This window comes from Methanococcoides sp. (assembly GCF_030594565.1).
Taxonomy (GTDB): Archaea; Halobacteriota; Methanosarcinia; order Methanosarcinales; family Methanosarcinaceae; genus Methanococcoides; species Methanococcoides seepicolus.
Window position 1 is genome coordinate 1 of sequence record NZ_JAUVEY010000021.1, and the last position, 19,627, is coordinate 19,627.

14 protein-coding genes are annotated in these 19,627 nt (G+C 39.5%); 6 read left to right on the forward strand and 8 right to left on the reverse strand.

The window, feature by feature from the left end; all coding sequences use genetic code 11:
• From QAS77_RS03155 to QAS77_RS03170, 4 genes are all read left to right on the forward strand, one after another.
• A partial coding sequence (locus QAS77_RS03155; protein ID WP_305064125.1) for an IS5 family transposase occupies positions 1-731 on the forward strand: 731 nt, incomplete at its 5' end.
• 177 nt (positions 732-908) lie between these two features.
• Entirely contained in the window at positions 909-1,550 is a 642-nt protein-coding gene (locus QAS77_RS03160) for a class I SAM-dependent methyltransferase (protein WP_305064126.1), read from the forward strand.
• Between the two features lie 63 nt (positions 1,551-1,613).
• Positions 1,614-2,321, forward strand: a complete 708-nt coding sequence (locus QAS77_RS03165) for a SagB/ThcOx family dehydrogenase (RefSeq protein WP_305064127.1) — start codon at positions 1,614-1,616, stop codon at positions 2,319-2,321.
• On the forward strand, positions 2,318-2,614 hold the full coding sequence (locus QAS77_RS03170) for a helix-hairpin-helix domain-containing protein (RefSeq protein ID WP_250868259.1): 297 nt from the start codon (positions 2,318-2,320) through the stop codon (positions 2,612-2,614). The genes QAS77_RS03165 and QAS77_RS03170 overlap by 4 nt, the downstream gene beginning before the upstream one ends.
• 16 nt (positions 2,615-2,630) lie before the next feature.
• On the opposite strand, the gene QAS77_RS03175 is transcribed toward QAS77_RS03170, so the two are convergent.
• The gene (locus QAS77_RS03175; RefSeq protein ID WP_305064128.1) at positions 2,631-2,795 is read right to left on the reverse strand and encodes a hypothetical protein; all 165 of its coding nucleotides are present in this window, start codon (positions 2,793-2,795) and stop codon (positions 2,631-2,633) included.
• A gap of 316 nt (positions 2,796-3,111) precedes the next feature.
• Between QAS77_RS03175 and QAS77_RS03180 the strand changes: the two genes are divergently transcribed.
• The gene (locus QAS77_RS03180) at positions 3,112-9,825 is read left to right on the forward strand and encodes an S-layer protein domain-containing protein (RefSeq protein WP_305064129.1); all 6,714 of its coding nucleotides are present in this window, start codon (positions 3,112-3,114) and stop codon (positions 9,823-9,825) included.
• A gap of 230 nt (positions 9,826-10,055) precedes the next feature.
• On the opposite strand, the gene QAS77_RS03185 is transcribed toward QAS77_RS03180, so the two are convergent.
• From QAS77_RS03185 to QAS77_RS03215, 7 genes are all read right to left on the reverse strand, one after another.
• On the reverse strand, positions 10,056-10,460 hold the full coding sequence (locus tag QAS77_RS03185) for a pyridoxamine 5'-phosphate oxidase family protein (protein WP_305064130.1): 405 nt from the start codon (positions 10,458-10,460) through the stop codon (positions 10,056-10,058).
• A 335-nt stretch (positions 10,461-10,795) separates the two neighbouring features.
• Complete coding sequence (locus QAS77_RS03190) at positions 10,796-11,188, reverse strand: YcxB family protein (protein ID WP_305064131.1); 393 nt, start codon at positions 11,186-11,188, stop codon at positions 10,796-10,798.
• Between the two features lie 630 nt (positions 11,189-11,818).
• Positions 11,819-12,415: a pyridoxal 5'-phosphate synthase glutaminase subunit PdxT gene (gene pdxT, locus QAS77_RS03195; protein WP_305064132.1), complete on the reverse strand. Its 597-nt coding sequence runs from the start codon at positions 12,413-12,415 to the stop codon at positions 11,819-11,821.
• Positions 12,416-12,451: 36 nt separating this feature from the next.
• Positions 12,452-13,348 carry a pyridoxal 5'-phosphate synthase lyase subunit PdxS gene (gene pdxS / locus QAS77_RS03200; protein ID WP_250868264.1) on the reverse strand — a complete coding sequence of 299 codons (897 nt, stop codon included), beginning with the start codon at positions 13,346-13,348 and terminating at the stop codon, positions 12,452-12,454.
• A 67-nt stretch (positions 13,349-13,415) separates the two neighbouring features.
• On the reverse strand, positions 13,416-15,908 hold the full coding sequence (gyrA, locus tag QAS77_RS03205; RefSeq protein WP_305064133.1) for a DNA gyrase subunit A: 2,493 nt from the start codon (positions 15,906-15,908) through the stop codon (positions 13,416-13,418).
• A 10-nt stretch (positions 15,909-15,918) separates the two neighbouring features.
• Positions 15,919-17,817 (reverse strand): DNA topoisomerase (ATP-hydrolyzing) subunit B, encoded by a 1,899-nt coding sequence (gene gyrB / locus QAS77_RS03210; RefSeq protein ID WP_250868266.1) that lies wholly within the window; start codon positions 17,815-17,817, stop codon positions 15,919-15,921.
• A 270-nt stretch (positions 17,818-18,087) separates the two neighbouring features.
• The gene (locus QAS77_RS03215; protein ID WP_250868267.1) at positions 18,088-18,699 is read right to left on the reverse strand and encodes an ASCH domain-containing protein; all 612 of its coding nucleotides are present in this window, start codon (positions 18,697-18,699) and stop codon (positions 18,088-18,090) included.
• A 196-nt stretch (positions 18,700-18,895) separates the two neighbouring features.
• Here QAS77_RS03215 and QAS77_RS03220 point away from each other — a divergent pair, with 196 nt between their 5' ends.
• A complete protein-coding gene (locus QAS77_RS03220) occupies positions 18,896-19,312 on the forward strand; it encodes a hypothetical protein (RefSeq protein WP_305064134.1) in 417 nt (138 codons plus the stop codon).
• Positions 19,313-19,627: the final 315 nt, after the last annotated feature.

The window sequence follows — 19,627 nt, forward strand, 5'->3', positions numbered from 1 at the left end:
TATCTGACCCTGAACTTGAAAGACAGACAACTGATAGAATTTCCTTTAGGAAATTCTTAGGTTTTCCTGTAAAGGTTCCTGATAGCACTACTGTATGGGGTTTTCGGGAACGGATTTCTCAAACAGGAAAAGAGGATGAAATATGGAATGAATTGCAAAGGCAACTAGATAATAAAGGGTTGAAGATCAAAAAAGGTATGATTCAGGATGCAACATTCATACATGCTGATCCAGGACATGCAAATCTTGACACTCCTCGTGGAAATGATGCAAAGACCAGAAGATGTAAAGATGGTACATGGACAAAAAAGGCATCCAAATCACATTTTGGATATAAACTGCATACCATTGAAGATGTTGATTATGATCTGATAAGGAGATTTAAGACAACTGCTGCCTCACTTCATGATAGTCAGATCGATCTTTCTGAAGAAGGAGAGGTTGTTTACAGAGATAGAGGTTACTTTGGTGCAACTTCAAAAGGATATGATGCAACTATGCAAAGGGGAGTACGAGGACATCCTATTGGTATTCGGGATAAGATGAGAAACAATAGGATTAGCAGAATAAGAGCAAAAGGGGAAAGACCCTATGCTGTTATCAAAAATGTGTTTACATCAGGATTTGTAAGAGTGACAACGTTGGCAAGAGCAAATGTCAAAATGTTAATTACAGCACTCAGTTATAATCTCTATCAATTGAGGACAATCAGAAGAAAATCTTTAGGATGAATAGCGGTAGCTATTCAAAAAAGTTGAAAAGTATATAAATGGATACTAGCAAACTGCTGGAAATAGAGAGAAATACTCAAAAAATTAGCCGAACAAATTTGCTTTAAAAAAATAAGCAGTTAATCGCAATTCTCTATAGTTTCTTTTGTAAAATCTTACAGGGGGTATGAGGGCATTATGAAAAGAAGCGCTTTTGATATCCATACATGGAAATACGATCTCTGGTACGACAAGAATCCAGCAGTCTATGCATCTGAACTGGATGCTATCAGGGAGCTTATGCCATCGAAAATAGCTCACAATAGTATCGAGATCGGAGTTGGTACAGGCAGGTTTGCATCAGAATTGGGCATCACTTACGGACTTGATCCCTCTGCCCGGATGCTGAAAATTGCAGGGTCACGCAAGGTTGAATGCATAAAAGGAGTTGGTGAGTCACTTCCTTTCAAAGGATCTTCAATGAAACTTGTACTTATGGTTACAAGTCTCTGCTTTATGGATGCTGAAAAAGCACTGGAAGAGGCATACCGCATGCTTGCTCCGGAAGGATCTCTTATCGTTGCTTTTGTTGAAAGGAATAGTCTTCTGGGACAAGAATATCGCAAGAAGGCATCAGAAAGCAGTTTTTACAAGAACATTGGCTTTCACACCACAGAGGAGGTCCTGTCGATGTTGAAGGAACATGGATTTGAGGATATGCATATAAGGCAAACTCTTTTCAAGCCTCTGGATAGGATACAGGATATGGAAAAGCCAGAGAAGGACTTCGGGAAAGGTTCCTTTGCTGTCATAAGGGCAAGAAGTATAAAGCACAAATAAAGAATTTTCTTAAAGGGATATTATGGGGAAATTATCATTTTGAATGAAATTGGCAAAGAGTTTATGGATAAAACAAAATTCCAGTATGCAGAAAGGTCGGACCAATCAATGGGCTATCCGCAGCCTCCATTGCAGAAAGGTGCTGGTGGAAGGGAGGTCATTGAGCTTCCCGAACCAGGAGCACTAAATGTTAAGAATATAGACCTGAGAGAAGCCATAGAAGGACGTTCCAGCTTTCGAAACTTTTCACCGGAGCAGTTGTCTCTCGGTGAGTTGTCATACCTGCTCTGGTGTACTCAAGGCGTGAGAGAATTAATGGGAAATGCAGCCACGCTGAGGAATGTACCCTCTGCAGGTGCAAGACACGCCCTCGAGACATACATACTCGTAAACAACGTGGAAGGTTTTGAAGAGGGGATCTACCTTTTCCTGCCCATTGAACACAAACTGGCTAAGATCAAAACAGGTTCCTTTGTTGCTGAAAATATTACTGTTGCATGTCTGGACCAGTCCTTCATAAGATCGAGTGCTGTCACGTTCATATGGACAGCGGTGATCTACAGGATGAAGTGGAGATACGGGGAAAGAGGATACAGGTACATAAACCTGGATGCAGGTCATGTGTGCCAGAATATCTACTTGAGCGCCCAGTCCATCGACTGTGGGGTCTGTGCCATTGGAGCCTTCTTTGATGATGAACTCAATGCTGTGCTGGGTATAGATGGCGAGGACGAATTTGTAATCTACATTGCCACAGTGGGTAAGAAATGACTCTATCAAAAAAAGAAAAGGCATTGGAAGAACTGATGCAAATGCCGGGTTTTGGGAAGAAGTCAGCTGAGCAACTGTGGGACCTAGGGATACATTCCATCTCCCAACTCAAAGGTGAAGATCCCGAGCTGATGTATCTTAAATTAATTGATCTGAGGGGAATGCACATTGACAGATGTGTACTCTATGGTTTCAGGGAGGCGGTCTACTACGCATCTCACAGGAACCATGACCCTGAACTGCTCAAATGGTGGAACTGGTCCGATAAAAATATGGAAAAAAGGAAGAAATAATTCCTGTTTCCTGGTATCAAATAGGACTCAGTCTCATGTAATCCCGGATTATGGTGAAAATCATTGCTGTCGAGATAGCAACAACTCCGGTGATGATGAGATCGATGTATTTAGCCGGAGTCACATCGAATGACGGATTCTTTACTCTCACTTCAAAAAAGATAGAATGGTCCCTAGGCATAAACTGCATTCCCCATGATATTAGCTCTTAGCTGTGGTTTGATAGATGTTTCAATTCCGAGGTCAACATTTCTGCTGAAAAGGTCTTCGAAGTAAAACTTCAGATCCATAAATTTATTAAATATCTTTTTTCCTTCCAGCTTCATTTTATTGGTTAGATTTAATAATGTTCTAAAACGCAACAATTTGAATATTTTAGTATTGGGCTAATAAATCTTATATTGTATCAAGTGAATATGCTTACATCTAATTTTTTTCAGATTCAATCAATTAAATGTATACAATTACTAAAAATAAAAGATGATGGTGGTGTTTACTTGAGTGGGGAATTTAAAACAATATTTAAAAATAGTGTACGGTTGTTGAATTCAATTAATTTAAAGGGAATTCACAGATCAATGTATTTTACAATCTCTGTTTTGCTAATTTTGGTTATGAGCGCTGGATTAGTAAGTGCTTATGATGCAGACACAAATAATGATCATAAACTTAATTTCATAAAATTTGATGAAAAAAACATTTTTAAAAATAATTTTATTCCAATCGATCAAACAAAAATTTTAGTAGATTCAAATATTGCAACGATGGTGACAAGTACTGAACCTGTACCTAGTAGTAACAGCAGCAGTGGTAGAAGCGGTGGAAGTTCCGCTGGATATTTGCCAATGACGGAAGGAAGTGGGCAATTATTATGGAGTTATGAAAGCAATACCTCTGATCCTAAGCTTGATACATATCTATCAGATGACATTAATACTGATGGAATTATTGATTTTGTCGTTTGTGATGAAGATGAAATATTAGTATTAAGTGGGTCTGATGGTTCTATCATCTGGAACAAATCATGTGCTGGATATGCTAAATCTGTTATTTCACTAAACAACGACATTGATAATGATGGTTTTTATGACATCGCCATAAGTTGGTCAATTTACGATGATGGATTAGAACAATATGATATTTATGTTGAACTATTAAGTGGATCAAATGGAAATAGTATTTGGGTTCAAAAAATAGCAAGTTATGATTGGATGTCTTATGCTGATTGTTGGCTTACTCCTGTGGAGGATGCCAGTGGCGATGGGTCCGAAGACATACTGGCGGAAATATATTATGAATCTAATATTATGACTTATATATTGAGTAGCGCCGATGGTTCAAGCTTGTGTACAATTTCAGATAATATTTACTGGGAATTCACAGATTTTACAGGTGATGGTTTAACCGATTTTGTAATAGATAACTATGACGCTTCCTCTCATAATCTGTCTGTAATTAAAGGTAATGATGGAACCTTGGTTTGGGAATCTGATTTTAATGGAACATTATTAGGGATCATTGATGCTGATGGTAATGGAATATCTGATTTATTAATAGTAACCAATAATGGAAGAAACCTTAATGTTCTTAGAGGAAACGATGGTTCCGAAATTTGGAGTATTGCTGGTACATGGAGCACAAATGAAATTCCTCAATATGCTTCGGTCTTAAATGATGTTAATGATGATGGTATTGATGATTTTGCTATCTTCCTTGACTACATTAGTGGTGATGAACATATTGAAAGAATTCAATTCCGAAGTGGCAGTAATGGCAACCTTATCTGGAATTGGGAAGTACCAATTGTTACGGATGACATTTACACTTGTAATGACATTGATGGTGATGGAACAGAGGACATCATTTGTACAAATCATGTAGAAGTTGGAACTAATGAATATATTTTCACTATAAATATCTTTAAAGGCATGGCTGGAACTGAAATTTTGGATTGGTCTGAACAATATTCATTTAATGAATATTTAGACCCCAATGAATGGACATTTGGTAGTTGTGATGTTTATACTTGGACCAGTATCTTTTCTGATATCAGTGGTGATGGTATCCCGGATCCTATTCTCGAGATAGAGAACATGTGTGTATACACAAATGAAGAAACTTCTGAATACTTTACTTCTTCCCGGAATTTGATATTTGCTATTGATGGTAGTGATGGTTCTACGATTTGGAAATTTAAAACGGGTAAAACCGGTGAGTATCCAGATCTATGGGTCGTGTTAGAAGCGTGGTTAGATCTGAATAATGATAATATTGATGATTATCTTTTTGCAAACACGAACGGTGTTTATGCGATCAGTACAACTGAAGACCAATCATCTGTAGCAATTATTTCTCCTGAAAATGAAATACGAGGGCCAGTTTTTACAGGTGATCTCAGTACATGGGATAGCAATTCTATTGAAATAATAGATGCACAGAACTTCGCTGGTTTCTACTATAATCTAGATGATGATCAGTCTGGGGAAACACTGACCCTTTATCAGAATGGTACATTGAGCTCAAGAATATTGGATTCAGATGCGGCACAAAACCCACTTGTTTATAGGACAAGCTCTATGTACTCAAGTCCAAATTTTGAATTTATGCTTGAAAATGATCCATCTACATTTTTGTTATACCAAACTGTTGGATTCATGGGTGAACAATATGTACCTATTATTCAAGATGATCTATCTAAACTATCTCCACTTCTAATTGATAACGATTTTAAATACACTATGAGAATTGGTCAGACTCTTGAATTAGGTGAAGGCTATGCAGTCATTCCTAAGCAGATCGATGTGGAAGGTGAGAAGGTATGGCTCGAGTTGACCAAGAATGGTAACTTCATTGATGATGAGGTTATCTCTACTGATGCTAGCAACACAACTTCTGACACAACCTGGTACATCAGGCAGGATGTATCTGGTGAGGATGATGTTCTTACTTTAATAATCCATGTAAAGGAGGCATTCCAGGGTCAGTTTGATTCTTTAGTAGTTTTGGAAGGTGTCTGGCAGATATCTGATCGGGTCATGGAAATTAATGTCGGCGATAAATATGAAAAGATGATCGTATCTTCTATCAATAATGCAGTAATTACAATGGAACTCGATGATGATATCTTTCTGGATGCAGGCAGTACTAATAATATAATGGGGAATTTAGAATTCAGAGTTGCAGACGAACCTACATTGAGGTTCTACTTAAGGAAGACACTAATCGAATCAGGTATCTATGAAATACGTGGAAATGTCCTTGATTCACCATCTTCAAATGAATCATATAGTTGGAATGCACATTCATTTGCTGGTTTCTGGTATGATTTTAATAATAATGTAACATCCGAAGTACTGAATGTTCGTGGAATTGATAATTTCGATAGGACACTAGATGCTGATTCAGAAGAATTTGTCTATACTACTACCATAGTTTCTGATATTCAACCAAATTTTGATTTCAAGACAGGACACAACCCATCAGAAGATTGGACCTATGAAAAGATTGGCTTATGGGGTGAAGAATATGTTCCAATCGACCATGATCCATCTATTCTTACCAAGCTTCTAACCGATGATGGTAGCAGTAATCTGATTAGAATTGGAAATTCACTTGATCTCGGTGAGGGATATACCATCACTCCAAAGCAGATCGATGTAGAGGGTGAGAAGGTATGGATAGAATTGACCAAGAATGGTACGTTCGTTGACGATGAGGTTATCAATGCAGGTACTAATGCAACTACGTCAGACAAGACATATTATTACGAGCAGGATATACTTAACGAGGTTGATGTCCTTACCTTGATGATTCATGTAGATGAGGTTAATCAGTCAGGTAACTACATGATCATTGATGGTATCTGGCAGTTATCTGACCAATTAATGGAAATCGAATTTGATGACGAATTTGGTGTGTTCGAAATAAGTTCCCTAGCATCAGGTCCAAGTGGATATCTCAAAATGGAATCTTATAATGATCTCACCTTGAGAAAGGATTCAGTAATTGAACTCACAGATGGGTTCAACTTCATGGTTGCTGACAGTGAGGAACTAAAATTCTACCCATTCAGAGAGTATAATGTTATTATTGAGAATGAAATACCAACAGCCAACATTTCTTCGATTATACCAAATATTGCAAATCTCGGCGATTTGGTAACATTTTCGGGAACAGGCACTGACAATGATGGAAGTATTACTGCTTATCTTTGGACTTCTGATCTTGATGGTCAATTGAGTACCAGTGAGAACTTCAGTACATCTGTTTTATCACTTGGAACTCACACGATCTACTTTAAGGTACAGGATGATGATGGTGCATGGTCTGATGATGATTCAGCAACAGTAACAATAAATGAATTGCCAAATGTAGCTCCGATTGCTGAGATAATATCGATCGATCCGACGACAGCTACTGAAGATACAGAAATAACATTCAATGGTTCTGGCACTGATTCCGATGGTATGATCATAGGCTACGATTGGAATTCAAGTATCGATGGTCAATTGAGTACCAGTGAGAACTTCAGTACTTCAGCTCTTTCACTTGGAACTCACACAATCTACTTCAGTGTACAGGATGATGATAGTGTATGGTCTGCTACGGATTCAGCCACAGTCACAATTAATGAAAAGCCAAATGTAGCTCCGACCGCTGAGATCTTATCGATTGATCCGTCTACAGCTACTGAAGGTACAGAAATAACATTCAATGGTTCTGGGACTGATTCCGATGGTACAATTATAGGTTATGATTGGAATTCAAGTATCGATGGTCAATTGAGTACCAGTGAGAACTTCAGTACTTCAGGTCTTTCACTTGGAACTCATACTGTATACTTTAAGGTACAGGATAATGATGGTGTATGGTCTGCTATTGATTCAGTAGCTGTGAATATCATAGATGATCTGGCAGCCGAAGCACACATCTCTGCTTATCCATTGGAGTACATCAGCATATACAATCCAGTAACTATTAATTTGAATAGTACTGATGCACATCTTGCATCTACTGAATTGATCATTGCCGACTCAGAAGGTCATGAGATCATCAATCTGACTATTGCAAAAGATGATCCAAACAGTGCAACTTATGAATATGTATGGAATGCAACCGATAAAGATGAACTTCCTGTATCAAGTGGCGCTTATATATTGTTTGTGAACAGCACTGATACATCCGGAAACTTTGCTTCTGCTAATGTCAGCATTACTGTTGACAACGAAAAGCCAATAGTCACATTTGAAGATATTAGAGGTTTCACATCTGACAATAATATTGTTTACGCAAATGCCACTTTATTGATTAATGTGAGCGCATCAGGAACTCCAGGAGATGTGAATTCTGTTGAGTATACTCTTAGCTCTACTTTTACAAATTACAAGAAGAATATGAGTGCAGAATTAATCGATGGTAATTGGACAGCAATATTTGACCTTTCATGCATACATGATGATGGCCAGTACATTCTTACTGCAAATGCTATCGATGCAGCAATGAATTTGAATTCAACTGTATCAGATACTCTGATAGTAGTTGATCGTACTTCCCCTATATTCTCATCAACTGCTTCCATGTATAACGAAACTCATGGAATGGTCTCTGTAATATCGTCCGAATCTGTTATAGGATATCCGATAGTTGAAGTTAATTCTGATGTGATTGAAGTTGCCCAAACCAGTGGTAAATGGACCGGATATTTCCAGCTGGATACTGAACAGATATTCAATGTGAATGTAACAGGTACCGATATTGCTGGTAACATTGGTTCTGGTAGTTCTGTAGTCGTTATAGAAAAAATAGAATTTACAAATGGAACCGGACTATTCAATAGTAGCCAAATTGACACATTTATTACTTTCAACACTACAAATGATACTATTGGAAACATTATTGTAACGGAAAGTATGGATCCAATGGCAAATCTGACAGATGACTCTATAGGACTCTATTTCATATCTGTAGAACTTGACAGTAATCTTAAAGAAAATATATCAAGTGCTATAATCGCAATACCAATAAATTCAGTTACTCTGCCTGATGGAATAAATACAAAAGACGTTTCCATTCTTTATTGCAATGAAACAGAAGAGCTTTGGGAAATCTGTCCAACTTCGATAGAAATTATTGATGGTAAAGAATACTGGATCACCTATGTCAATCACTTCTCCATTTATGGAGTCGTTGTAAGTGACACAATAGCTCCTATCCTGGATAGTGTGACACCTGTGAGTGGAACTACATTTGCTCAAGATACCACTTTCGTTAACATCAGGTTCAATTACAATGACCAACAAAGTGGTATTAATGTCAGTTCAATTATCTTTAATTTCGATGATATCGAGATTACCGATAATTCACTTGAGATCACAAGCAATTATACTTCCTATAATGCTACAGGTTTAAGCTCTGGTAGCTACACTGCATCAATAACAGTTGCTGATAATGCTGGCAATTCTGTACCTTTCAGTACATCATTTTCAATCACTGATGGTCTGGATAATGTCGTTGATGACAATGGGAATCACGGTGGCATCAGTTCCTCTAGCAGCGGAGGTGGAGCATCCGGTGAAGCCTTTGCGAACATCGCATTTAAATCTGTAAGAACAGAGAACATCATTGAAGGACTTAAAATTAGTTATGCTTTCGATGACGAGCAGAGTGTAATTGAGTACATCAACTTCTCTGCACTGAAAAATTACGGAAGGGTCTCAACAACGATTGAAGTGCTTAAAGGTAAGTCTATAATGGTTGATGAAAGTGCTCCTGGACTTGTCTATAGCAACCTTAACATATGGGTTGGCAGATCAGGATTTGCAACCGAAAATAATATTGCTGAACCTCAAATAGGTTTCAGTGTAGCAAAGGACTGGCTCACAAAGAATGGTATTGATGAGAGGTCAATAGCACTGTATCGTCACAATGGTGGTAAATGGAATGCTCTCAAAACCACAACTATTGGAGAAGATAATTCGTACATCTACTTCGAAGCAGAAACCCCTGGTTTTTCAGCATTTGCTATTGCAGCCGATGTGGATGATGCCAATGTGCCAGCCAAGACTGTTTCAGAAGATGAAATTTCTGGCTCTGGAAATAACACAGAAGCAGAAATCCCAGAAATCAAATCAAATAACATTCCAGGATGTACTATGTTCACATCTATATTCATTCTGGTATTTGCCTGTCTGTTCCGGAAAAGGAAGAACTGAGTTTCTTCTTTTTCTTCCTTTATTAGAGCTTTTAAGTTTTAATGGAATATTGTGATTAGAGTTGCCACTCTGCTCGATCAATTAAAAACCGATAATCGAATATGAATCTCAAATCAAAAAAGTAATGCTAATGATAAATTCATCTCCTCATTTTTAATTTACCTTTCAGGCATGAATAAAGAGGGTCAAATAATCATTAGCTGAACATCTAATAGATCAATCTGTTGTGTTCAAACGAGCTTCTTTCCGGCGTCATCCCCGGACTTACATTCGAAGACATCGGTGATCTTCATTACCATAAGCGCCTTTGCAGGGAATTTGTCCCCTTTTGCTTTTGCACCGGCATGGGCTTTATCATAGTCATCCCCGCTGGTCTTGATCTCTACATCTCCTTTTATCTGGAAACAGCCGCCGACTTCAGGTCCCCATACAAAAATAGAGGCCACTGGGTTCTCATCCAGATTCTGGCGGGTCTTCAGGAAATAGTTGTCCGTTACCCAGATTGTCTCATCATCTACCAACTTGCACATGCCTATAGGGATTACATTTGGAATCCCTGCTTTTGATGCTGTTGCAAATGGGAATATCTGTACTTTTGAAAATGCTTCTTTCATATCTTCTGTGAGTTTGACCATCTAAATCACCATTTCTAACTATACGTTTCTAAATATAATGATCTCTTCCGAGACCTTAAAGAAAGGACACGCTACACCTTTATAAGAATATCTTATTTATTGCGTATCCTTTTGAGATAATCAAATTAGCTCATAAATCCTCTCATTCTAATTTGATGAGCTCAAACTGATCAAAAACGATTCACAAAAGAATCAGTTTGAAATTTCTTTTGTTAGCTTCCATTGCTCTCGTAGTTAGAAGCCAACAGTGGTAAATAATGTGATGTGTTTATGTGAGCGATACTAAACGTTGGCGCACCAGTAAGATTATTTCAAAATCCACATACCAATCAGACTCACATAACGTTATTACCATCTAAATGGTCTAGATCCATTTTTATCTTTTCTGTGCTGATTTTTTGTTCAATCAGATTTTTAAATTTGAAAAAATCATCATTTGATTTGAAAAATCTTTTTGGTATAATTAGTGCTTGAACAATTGAAATGTATATGAGTATTAGTTCTTTGCATTCAGCAGCTAATACTATATCTTCCCATTTAATAACTGATTCTCCCCGGGCATCAGTCCACTTAGTCCCGTTTTTTGTAATACTATATATTTTTTCAAGCTGAATTCTTTTATTAGAATAATAAATTGCTTTTAATCTTTTAAAAGTGATTAAAATTAATACTCCAACCGTCAATAAACTTAAAAACAAGCTTAATATGATCATTGAAACAGGTCCCATAAAACTGATAGTAATTATAGATAATCCATAAAACATCATGCAGTAAAGGAAAAATAAAGCAATGAATTTTTTTATATATAGTTTCTTAGGTGGAACCTATTAAACATTTTGTAATCATTGTAACTAATTTTACCGCTTAAAAATATTTCATATGGTTTCTCGTTATCCATAACTTTATCCCTCCGTTTATCACACATTCCAAATAATTTGCTATACGTGTATTATACTAATAAAAGTATCTCCTCAATATTGAGTGAGAGACTTTTAACTGATAAAAAGCAACATTTCCGCACGTATCGTGTTGGTTTCCCAATAAAAAGAAGAAGAAGACAAAAGTTAAACACAAAAATCTAAAAAAGAAACGAAAAAACATGTCTGGAAATGTGGGGAGAAATATAAGGTCAAAGTGACAAACACAAATGGAGATGTGGATGAAATATATTTTCTCCATAATAAAAAAAGGAGATTAACAATCGAATAAAAATTAGGCTAAATACAAAATGGCTACTGAACAAAAATTATCAAAATACTGCATTTATACCATGCACAAAAGGGAAGACCTCCAATTCGAGATCATCAAATTAGGTCCTCTTTTCCTCCATTCTAATTTGATGTTCTCCTTTTATCAGATCAGCAGAACAGTTTGTCAAGGAAATACTGGTGAATTCTCATGTCCTCGGTAAGTTCAGGATGGAATGCCAGTGCCAGAACATTATCCTGCTCGGCAGCAACTATCTTGTCATCAATTGATGCAAGGACCTTTACATTCTCTCCTGCTTCAAGAATAGCCGGTGCCCTGATAAAGACTGCATTGTATGGTGAATCAAGTACGGATACATCAAGGTCGATCTCGAAAGATTCGAACTGCCTTCCAAAGGAATTCCTGTTGACCCTTATATCCATCAGTCCCAGCAGGTATTGATGCGTCTTCTCAACCTGTGAATCTCCTGCCCTAGCAAGAAGGATCATACCTGCACAGGTACCAAGTATTAGAACACCTTTCTCTTTTGCCTGCTTGATCTCCTCGTCAATGCCTTCCTTTAAGATGAGGCGACCAAGGGTCGTACTTTCCCCGCCAGGGAACACAAGTCCGTCACAGGTGGGAACAATACCTTTGTGCTTGATAGTAACTATTTCAGCAGTTGCTCCGCGTTCTGCAAGAGCACGCTCAAGAGATTCAACATGTTCAGAAACATCGCCCTGAATAGCGATAACGCCAATACGCATAATTAACACCAAAAAAAAGAAGTAAAAAAGGAAAGGTTACCAGCCACGAGTCTGGAGAACCTGATCCTCTGGGATTGAATCTACACTGATACCTTTCATACCCGCGCCGATACCTTTTGATACCTCAGCAAGTACTTCAGGATTGTTGTAGTTGTTAACAGCCTCAACAATAGCTTTTGCCATTACTTCCGGCTTCTCTGCCTTGAAGATACCTGAACCGACGAAAACACCGTCAGCGCCAAGTCTCATCATAAGAGCTGCATCTGCAGGAGTTGCAATTCCGCCAGCTGCGAAGTTCACAACAGGAAGACGCTGCATCTGCGCGGTCTCCATAACAAGCTCAATAGGTGCTTCGATGTCCCTTGCAGCCATAATAAGCTCTTCCTTTGTCATTCCCTGAAGTGTCCTGATCTCGCCTAGGATCTGCTTCATGTGGCGTACAGCCTCTCTTACATCTCCGGTACCAGCTTCGCCTTTTGTGCGTATCATAGCTGCACCCTCGTTGATCCTTCTCAGTGCTTCACCAAGGTTACGTGCACCACATACGAAAGGAACAGTGAACTGTGTCTTATCGATGTGGAACTCTTCATCTGCAGGTGTAAGTACTTCTGACTCGTCGATCATGTCAGAGCCAAGTGCCTGAAGGATCTCAGCTTCAACGAAGTGTCCTATCCTTGCTTTTGCCATTACCGGAATTGTTACAGATGCAATGATGTCAGCAGTTACCTGTGGGTCTGCCATCCTTGCAACACCGCCTTCTTTTCTGATGTCTGAAGGGACTGCGTGGAGTGCCATTACTGCAACAGCTCCTGCCTCTTCAGCGATCTTTGCTTCTTCAGGGGTCGTAACGTCCATGATAACGCCGCCTTTCTGCATCTTTGCAAAGCCGCGTTTGATAAGTTCTGTACCGTGTCTTAATTTTTCAAGTTCCATAATAATCATCCTTTAAGCTGATTTAGTCTAGTAAATATGGTCAATATTTAAAAGTGTTTAGTTCGTGTCATTCCTCATTTTTAATTCTTGCAACACCCACAACCTTGTCGCCGGGGCGCACATTCATAATTTTGACACCCTGTGTGTTTCTTCCCTGTGCACGTATATCCTTCACAGGAATTCTGATGAAAATTCCTTCTGAACTTGTCACCATGACCTCATCTTCCTCTTTAACGGCCTTTACATTTATTACAGGACCGTTCCTGAGACTCGTCACTATGGTGATCACACCCTGTCCACCACGTTTCATTCCACGGTACTCGTCAAACATTGTACGTTTTCCATATCCGTTCTCTGTGATGGTGAGTAGTTTAGTGCTCAGGTCAACAACATCAAGACTTACCACAATATCATCGCCGGCAAGCTTCATTCCGCGAACACCTCTTGCAGTACGACCCATTGGACGAACATCCCTTTCACAGAATCTGATAGCCTTTCCATGCCTTGAGACCATCATTATTTCCTTGGAACCGTCCGTGAGTGCTACATTGACAAGTTCATCCCCTTCATCAAGTTTGAGCGCAATGATACCGGCCTTTCTCACATTACTGAAATCCGACAATGGGGTCTTCTTTACAGTTCCCATTCGTGTTGCCATGAACAAGAACTTATCCTCTTCGAATTCCTTCACTGTTATTGTTGCAGTAACGGATTCGTTCTCAGCAAGATCAAGCAGGTTTACAACAGCCTTACCCTTTGACTGCCGGCTTCCTTCTGGGATGCTGTAAACCTTTTTCCAGTGGACTTTTCCGCGGTTGGTGAAGAACATCAGGTAATCATGAGTGGATGATATAAAGATATCTTCAACGACATCCTGTTCCTTTGTTTCCATTCCAATGACACCCTTTCCACCTCTGTGCTGCTGACTGTAGGTATCCACAGGCATCCTCTTGATATAGCCGCTATTGGTGATTGTAACGATGACCTCTTCCACAGGGATCAAATCCTCATCCTCAAATTCGACATGTGAGCCTGTGATCTCTGTCCTGCGCTTATCTGCAAACCTTTCGCGGATGGCCTGTAACTCTTCCTTTATGATGTTGTATTTCCTTTCATCACTTTCAATGATGTCTTTCAGGTCCTCGATAAGCTTGACAAGTTCTCCATGCTCATCCTCTATCTTCTGCCTTTCCAGTCCTGTCAACTTCTGCAAACGCATATCCAGGATGGCCTTTGCCTGAACTTCATCAAGCCCGAACTTGGTCATCAGCCCTTCCTTAGCCTCATCCACAGCATTTGAACCGCGAATCAGAGCTATGACCTCATCGATATGGTCAAGAGCGATCATTAATCCCTTAAGGATATGGGCTTTATCATCAGCCTTTCTCATATCGAACATGGAACGTTTGAGTATGACATCGATCCTATGTTCAAGGTATATCTGAAGCAATTCCTTAAGGGTCAATTCCCTTGGAATATTATCGACAAGTGCAAGGTTGATGATACCAAAAGTGGTCTGCATCTGGGTATGCTTGTAAAGCTGGTTCAGTATAACTTCAGGATTTGTGTTCCTTGTAAGTTCAATAGAAACGCGGATACCATCGCGATCAGATTCATCACGCAGATCTGAAATGCCGACCATCTTCTTTTCCCTTACAAGAGCGGCAATGTTTTCGATAAGTCTTGATTTATTGACCTGATATGGCAGTTCCGAAACAACGATACGGTTCTTATCGTTCTTCATTTCCTCGATCGAAGTAACTGCTCTTATCTTGATGGGTCCTCTTCCAGTCTCATATGCGGACTTTATACCCTGATGACCAAGGATCACTCCGCCTGTTGGGAAATCAGGACCTTTGACTATCTCCATTAGACTGGAAATGGGTGTCTCAGGATCCTCAATAAGCATTAAAGTGGCATCAATGACCTCTCCAAGATTGTGTGGTGCCATATTGGTGGCCATTCCCACTGCAATTCCTGTAGAACCATTGATAAGAAGATTTGGTAGTCTTGCAGGAAGTACTGTAGGCTCCTTTAGAGAACCATCGTAGTTGGGCCTGAATAGAACGGTCTCCTTGTCAATGTCTGCGAGCATCTCGTTGGAGATACGGTCCATTCGGGATTCGGTATATCGCATAGCTGCTGCGGAATCACCGTCAATTGAACCGAAGTTACCCTGACCATCGATCAATGGATACCTTAGGGAAAATTCCTGCACCATTCTCACAAGAGAATCATAAACTGCAGTATCGCCATGTGGGTGATATTTACCAAGAACATCTCCCACTACACGAGCGGACTTCTTGTATGCTTTATCATATGTCATGCCGGCTTCTTTCATGGCATAGAGTATACGCCTGTGTACCGGTTTAAGACCGTCACGTGCATCTGGTAAAGCCCTTCCAACTATTACGCTCATTGCATAATCGATATAGGAATTCTTCATCTCATCCTGAATAAGGATAGGGACGATCCTTTCACCGGTATCTGTGGGCTTGATATCCAGAGGTTCATCATTTGGCTGTACATCGCCAGGTTCATTATTCATGTTATCTGCCATTTATATCACCTCATAGATCCAGATTAACGACTTCTTTTGCATATTTCTGTATGAACGCTTTACGTGGTGCAACTTCATCACCCATAAGAACGGAGAACATCTCATCCGCAGCGGCTGCATCGTCCATGGTGACCTGCAACAATGTCCTTGTATCAGGGTTCATTGTGGTTTCCCAAAGTTGTTCAGGGTTCATTTCTCCAAGACCCTTGTAACGCTGTACATAGGTGTTATTCTCACCGATCTCTTCAAGCTTCGCTGCCAGTTCTCTGTCAGAATATACATAATGTTCGGCTTTGCCTTTCTTTATACGGTAAAGCGGGGGTTGTGCAATGTAAACATATCCTGCATCAATAAGCGGAGCCATGTATCTGAAGAATAAGGTAAGGATCAGTGTGCGTATGTGTGCACCATCGACATCAGCATCGGTCATTATTATCACTTTGTGATAGCGTGCCTTTTCAATGTTATAATCTTCACCTATGCCTGTACCCATGGCAGTGATGAGTGAGAGGACCTCATTGTTCTTCAAGACCTTTGCAAGACGTGCCTTTTCGACATTGATGATCTTACCCCTGAATGGTAGGATCGCCTGGAATCTACGGTTACGTCCCTGTTTTGCCGAACCACCTGCAGAATCTCCTTCCACTAGATAGACTTCACTTACAGAGGGGTCCTTCTCAGAACAGTCTGCAAGTTTGCCTGGCAGGGTGCCGATCTCAAGGGCACTTTTCCTGCGTGTGAGTTCACGTGCCTTCTTAGCAGCTTCCCTTGCACGTCTGGCATCCAGTGCCTTCTGGAATATGATTGTTGCAACTTTCGGGTTCTCTTCCATGTATTCGGAGAGACCCTCGGACACCATGGAGTCAACGATCCCTTTAAGTTCACTGTTACCAAGCTTTGTTTTGGTCTGACCTTCGAACTGTGGTTCTGTCAGCTTAACACTGATGATGGCTGCAAGACCCTCACGGATATCCTCACCTGTGAGCTTCTCATCACCTTTGACCACATTATTCTTCTTGATATAATCGTTAGCAACACGCGTTAATGCAGTCTTGAACCCAATAAGGTGAGTACCACCCTCATGCGTGTTGATGTTATTAGCAAAAGAATATACATATTCACCGTAGCTGTCGGTGTATTGCATAGCGATCTCAACAATGGTCCCTTCCTTTTCACGCTCGAAATAGATAGGTACCTTGTGAAGAGCTGTCCTGCTCTGGTTCAGGTGTTCAACGAAAGAGATTATACCGCCTTCGTATTCGAAAACGTCCTGCTCAAGTTCTTCATCCCGTGAATCTGTAATAGAGATCCTGATATTTTTATTTAGGAAAGCCAGTTCCCTGAGTCTTGTAATAAGTGTCCCGTAATTGAACTCGGTCGTTTCGAATATCTTGGAGTCAGGCATGAACGTGCTTTTCGTTCCTGTGCCTTTTGAATCCCCAATGACCGTTACATTGGAGGTAGGGGCTCCGCGTTCATAACGCTGGTAGTATAGTTTCCCATCACGCTTGACCTCGACTTCCATCCATTCGGAAAGGGCGTTCACAACGGATACGCCAACACCGTGGAGACCACCGGATACTTTGTAGTTGCTCTTGTCGAACTTTCCACCTGCGTGGAGAACGGTCAGTACGACCTCAAGTGCGGATTTCTTATATTTTGGATGATTGTCGACAGGTATTCCACGACCGTCATCTACAACGGTGACAGAACCATCTGCATTGATCGATACGTCTATATTTTTACAGAAACCAGCAAGTGCCTCATCAATACTGTTGTCAACAACCTCATATACGAGGTGATGAAGTCCTCTGGTGTCTACACTTCCAATATACATACTGGGTCGTTTGCGTACTGCTTCCAGCCCTTCAAGAACCTGAATGTGTGTTGCATCGTAATCGTCACTCATCGCGATTTTCTCCCTAGGATACGGATATTCGAACTTAAATAAAATCCTTTAATCAGTTAGATGTGATAAATAGATAAAAAAATCGTTGTAAATAATTCAGTTATCGTATTCCCTGTATCTATTCTGATCTATATATTTAGTCTGCATCTATGCATTCATCTATATTAAATGTTTAGCTATAAATGTGAACGATCGATATTTCATATTGAAAATTGCATAAGGGAACACCCCAGAATACTCTCGATCGGTATCACTTATCAGAACAGGCCCTCAAGCAGTTTGCTGGAGGATATCGGTGTCTGCCAGACTCCAGACTACCTCGCCATTGAACTTATAACTGACCGGCTCTATCGGGCGTGGGGATTTTAGGAACCATCCTTTTATGTTCTTGGCATAGCTCTCTTCCGGACTCAAATGGCGTCTTTGGTCGAGCTTGAAATGAAAATCGGATTCATATTCCTTACATTCAATAAGGTTCACTGTTCCGATTATCATTCCCGTGGGCAGATCCTCAAGCTGTTCAGTAGGGACATCATAATTCTCGTTCACCCATTTAAGGTCCTTTTTCCGGATAGTTGCCCTGCTTGCATAGATGGCTATCGTTCCCCGGACAAACGTGTTCTTTGAACGTACTTCTATATTCTTTAGCCCACGAATGATCAATGAGGCCCAAGGCTGTCTTATTGCAAGTACACGTATCTTTGGATGTGGTAGTGCATATTCATCCCCTGGGTCGATACCACATTCTGTCAGCGTGGTCTGCTTATGCGTAGTGGGTAAGAAACGATCAAAATAGGTTGGTTCCTTTGGAATAACAGCAACGTCCCATTTATCAGGTAGACTGATATCTGCTTTTGTGGGTGTTGTATCTTGAACCATCATATTCACCTATATTGATCTTCATTTATATAATTTTATATAGGACAGTGCCCGGCAGAGGCTTTTATGGAGACGAGATGCTTAATTATGAGAGTATTCATTTTGGATGGCAGAATATCAGTAATTAATACATATTTAAATAGTTTCGTTGATTTGTAAAAAATGGATTGATCCTATGAATGGTATTTGGTTGCATAATATGACATTTGGTGGACAGCAAAAGGATTTCTGGTGGATGATCACTGATGATTGTGATATTCACATTAAACGTATGTTTAAATCGGGTGATAGTAAAAAAGAGAGAGTTACAAAAATAACATGTGAAGAACTAAATCTTTTAGATTCTTATATGTCCGATGGAGGTAGAAAATCGCTTGCAAATAATGTGAAGAAACAAGTGGATGGAACTGAAAAACCAGGAATTGGATCATTTCTATTTCAAGAACTAGGGTGGTCAAATACAGATGCACAATTATCCGGGCATCTTGGTGTTATTTTTCATCATGCCGGCGTTTGGGGATATAATGCTCAAAAACGAAATATTAAGCATTGGAAAATTTCCGATGGGTGGTACCAGATGATTAAAAAATACCACAAAAATCATCTTCCATTATGATTGTATCGAGGTTGAAATATTGCTTCAATTTCAACTTCTTTTTTATATTTTCATCATTCGAATGTACATCACACTAACACGACAATTCAGTAATTCTCAGATGCAAGCAATTTAAATCATTTTCACTTAATTAATAGCTTATTATCATCTGTTTCAATAGTTAGCTATATTTACATAATTGCAAATAAGAGGTTTTTATAAAAAACAATTCTGGGAACAATTACCAAGGTTAGACTTTTCCAGATTCTAATATTTCAGCCATAAACTCTCATTTTTCTCCAATAATGCCCCAAAAACCCCATACGTGATCTTCTA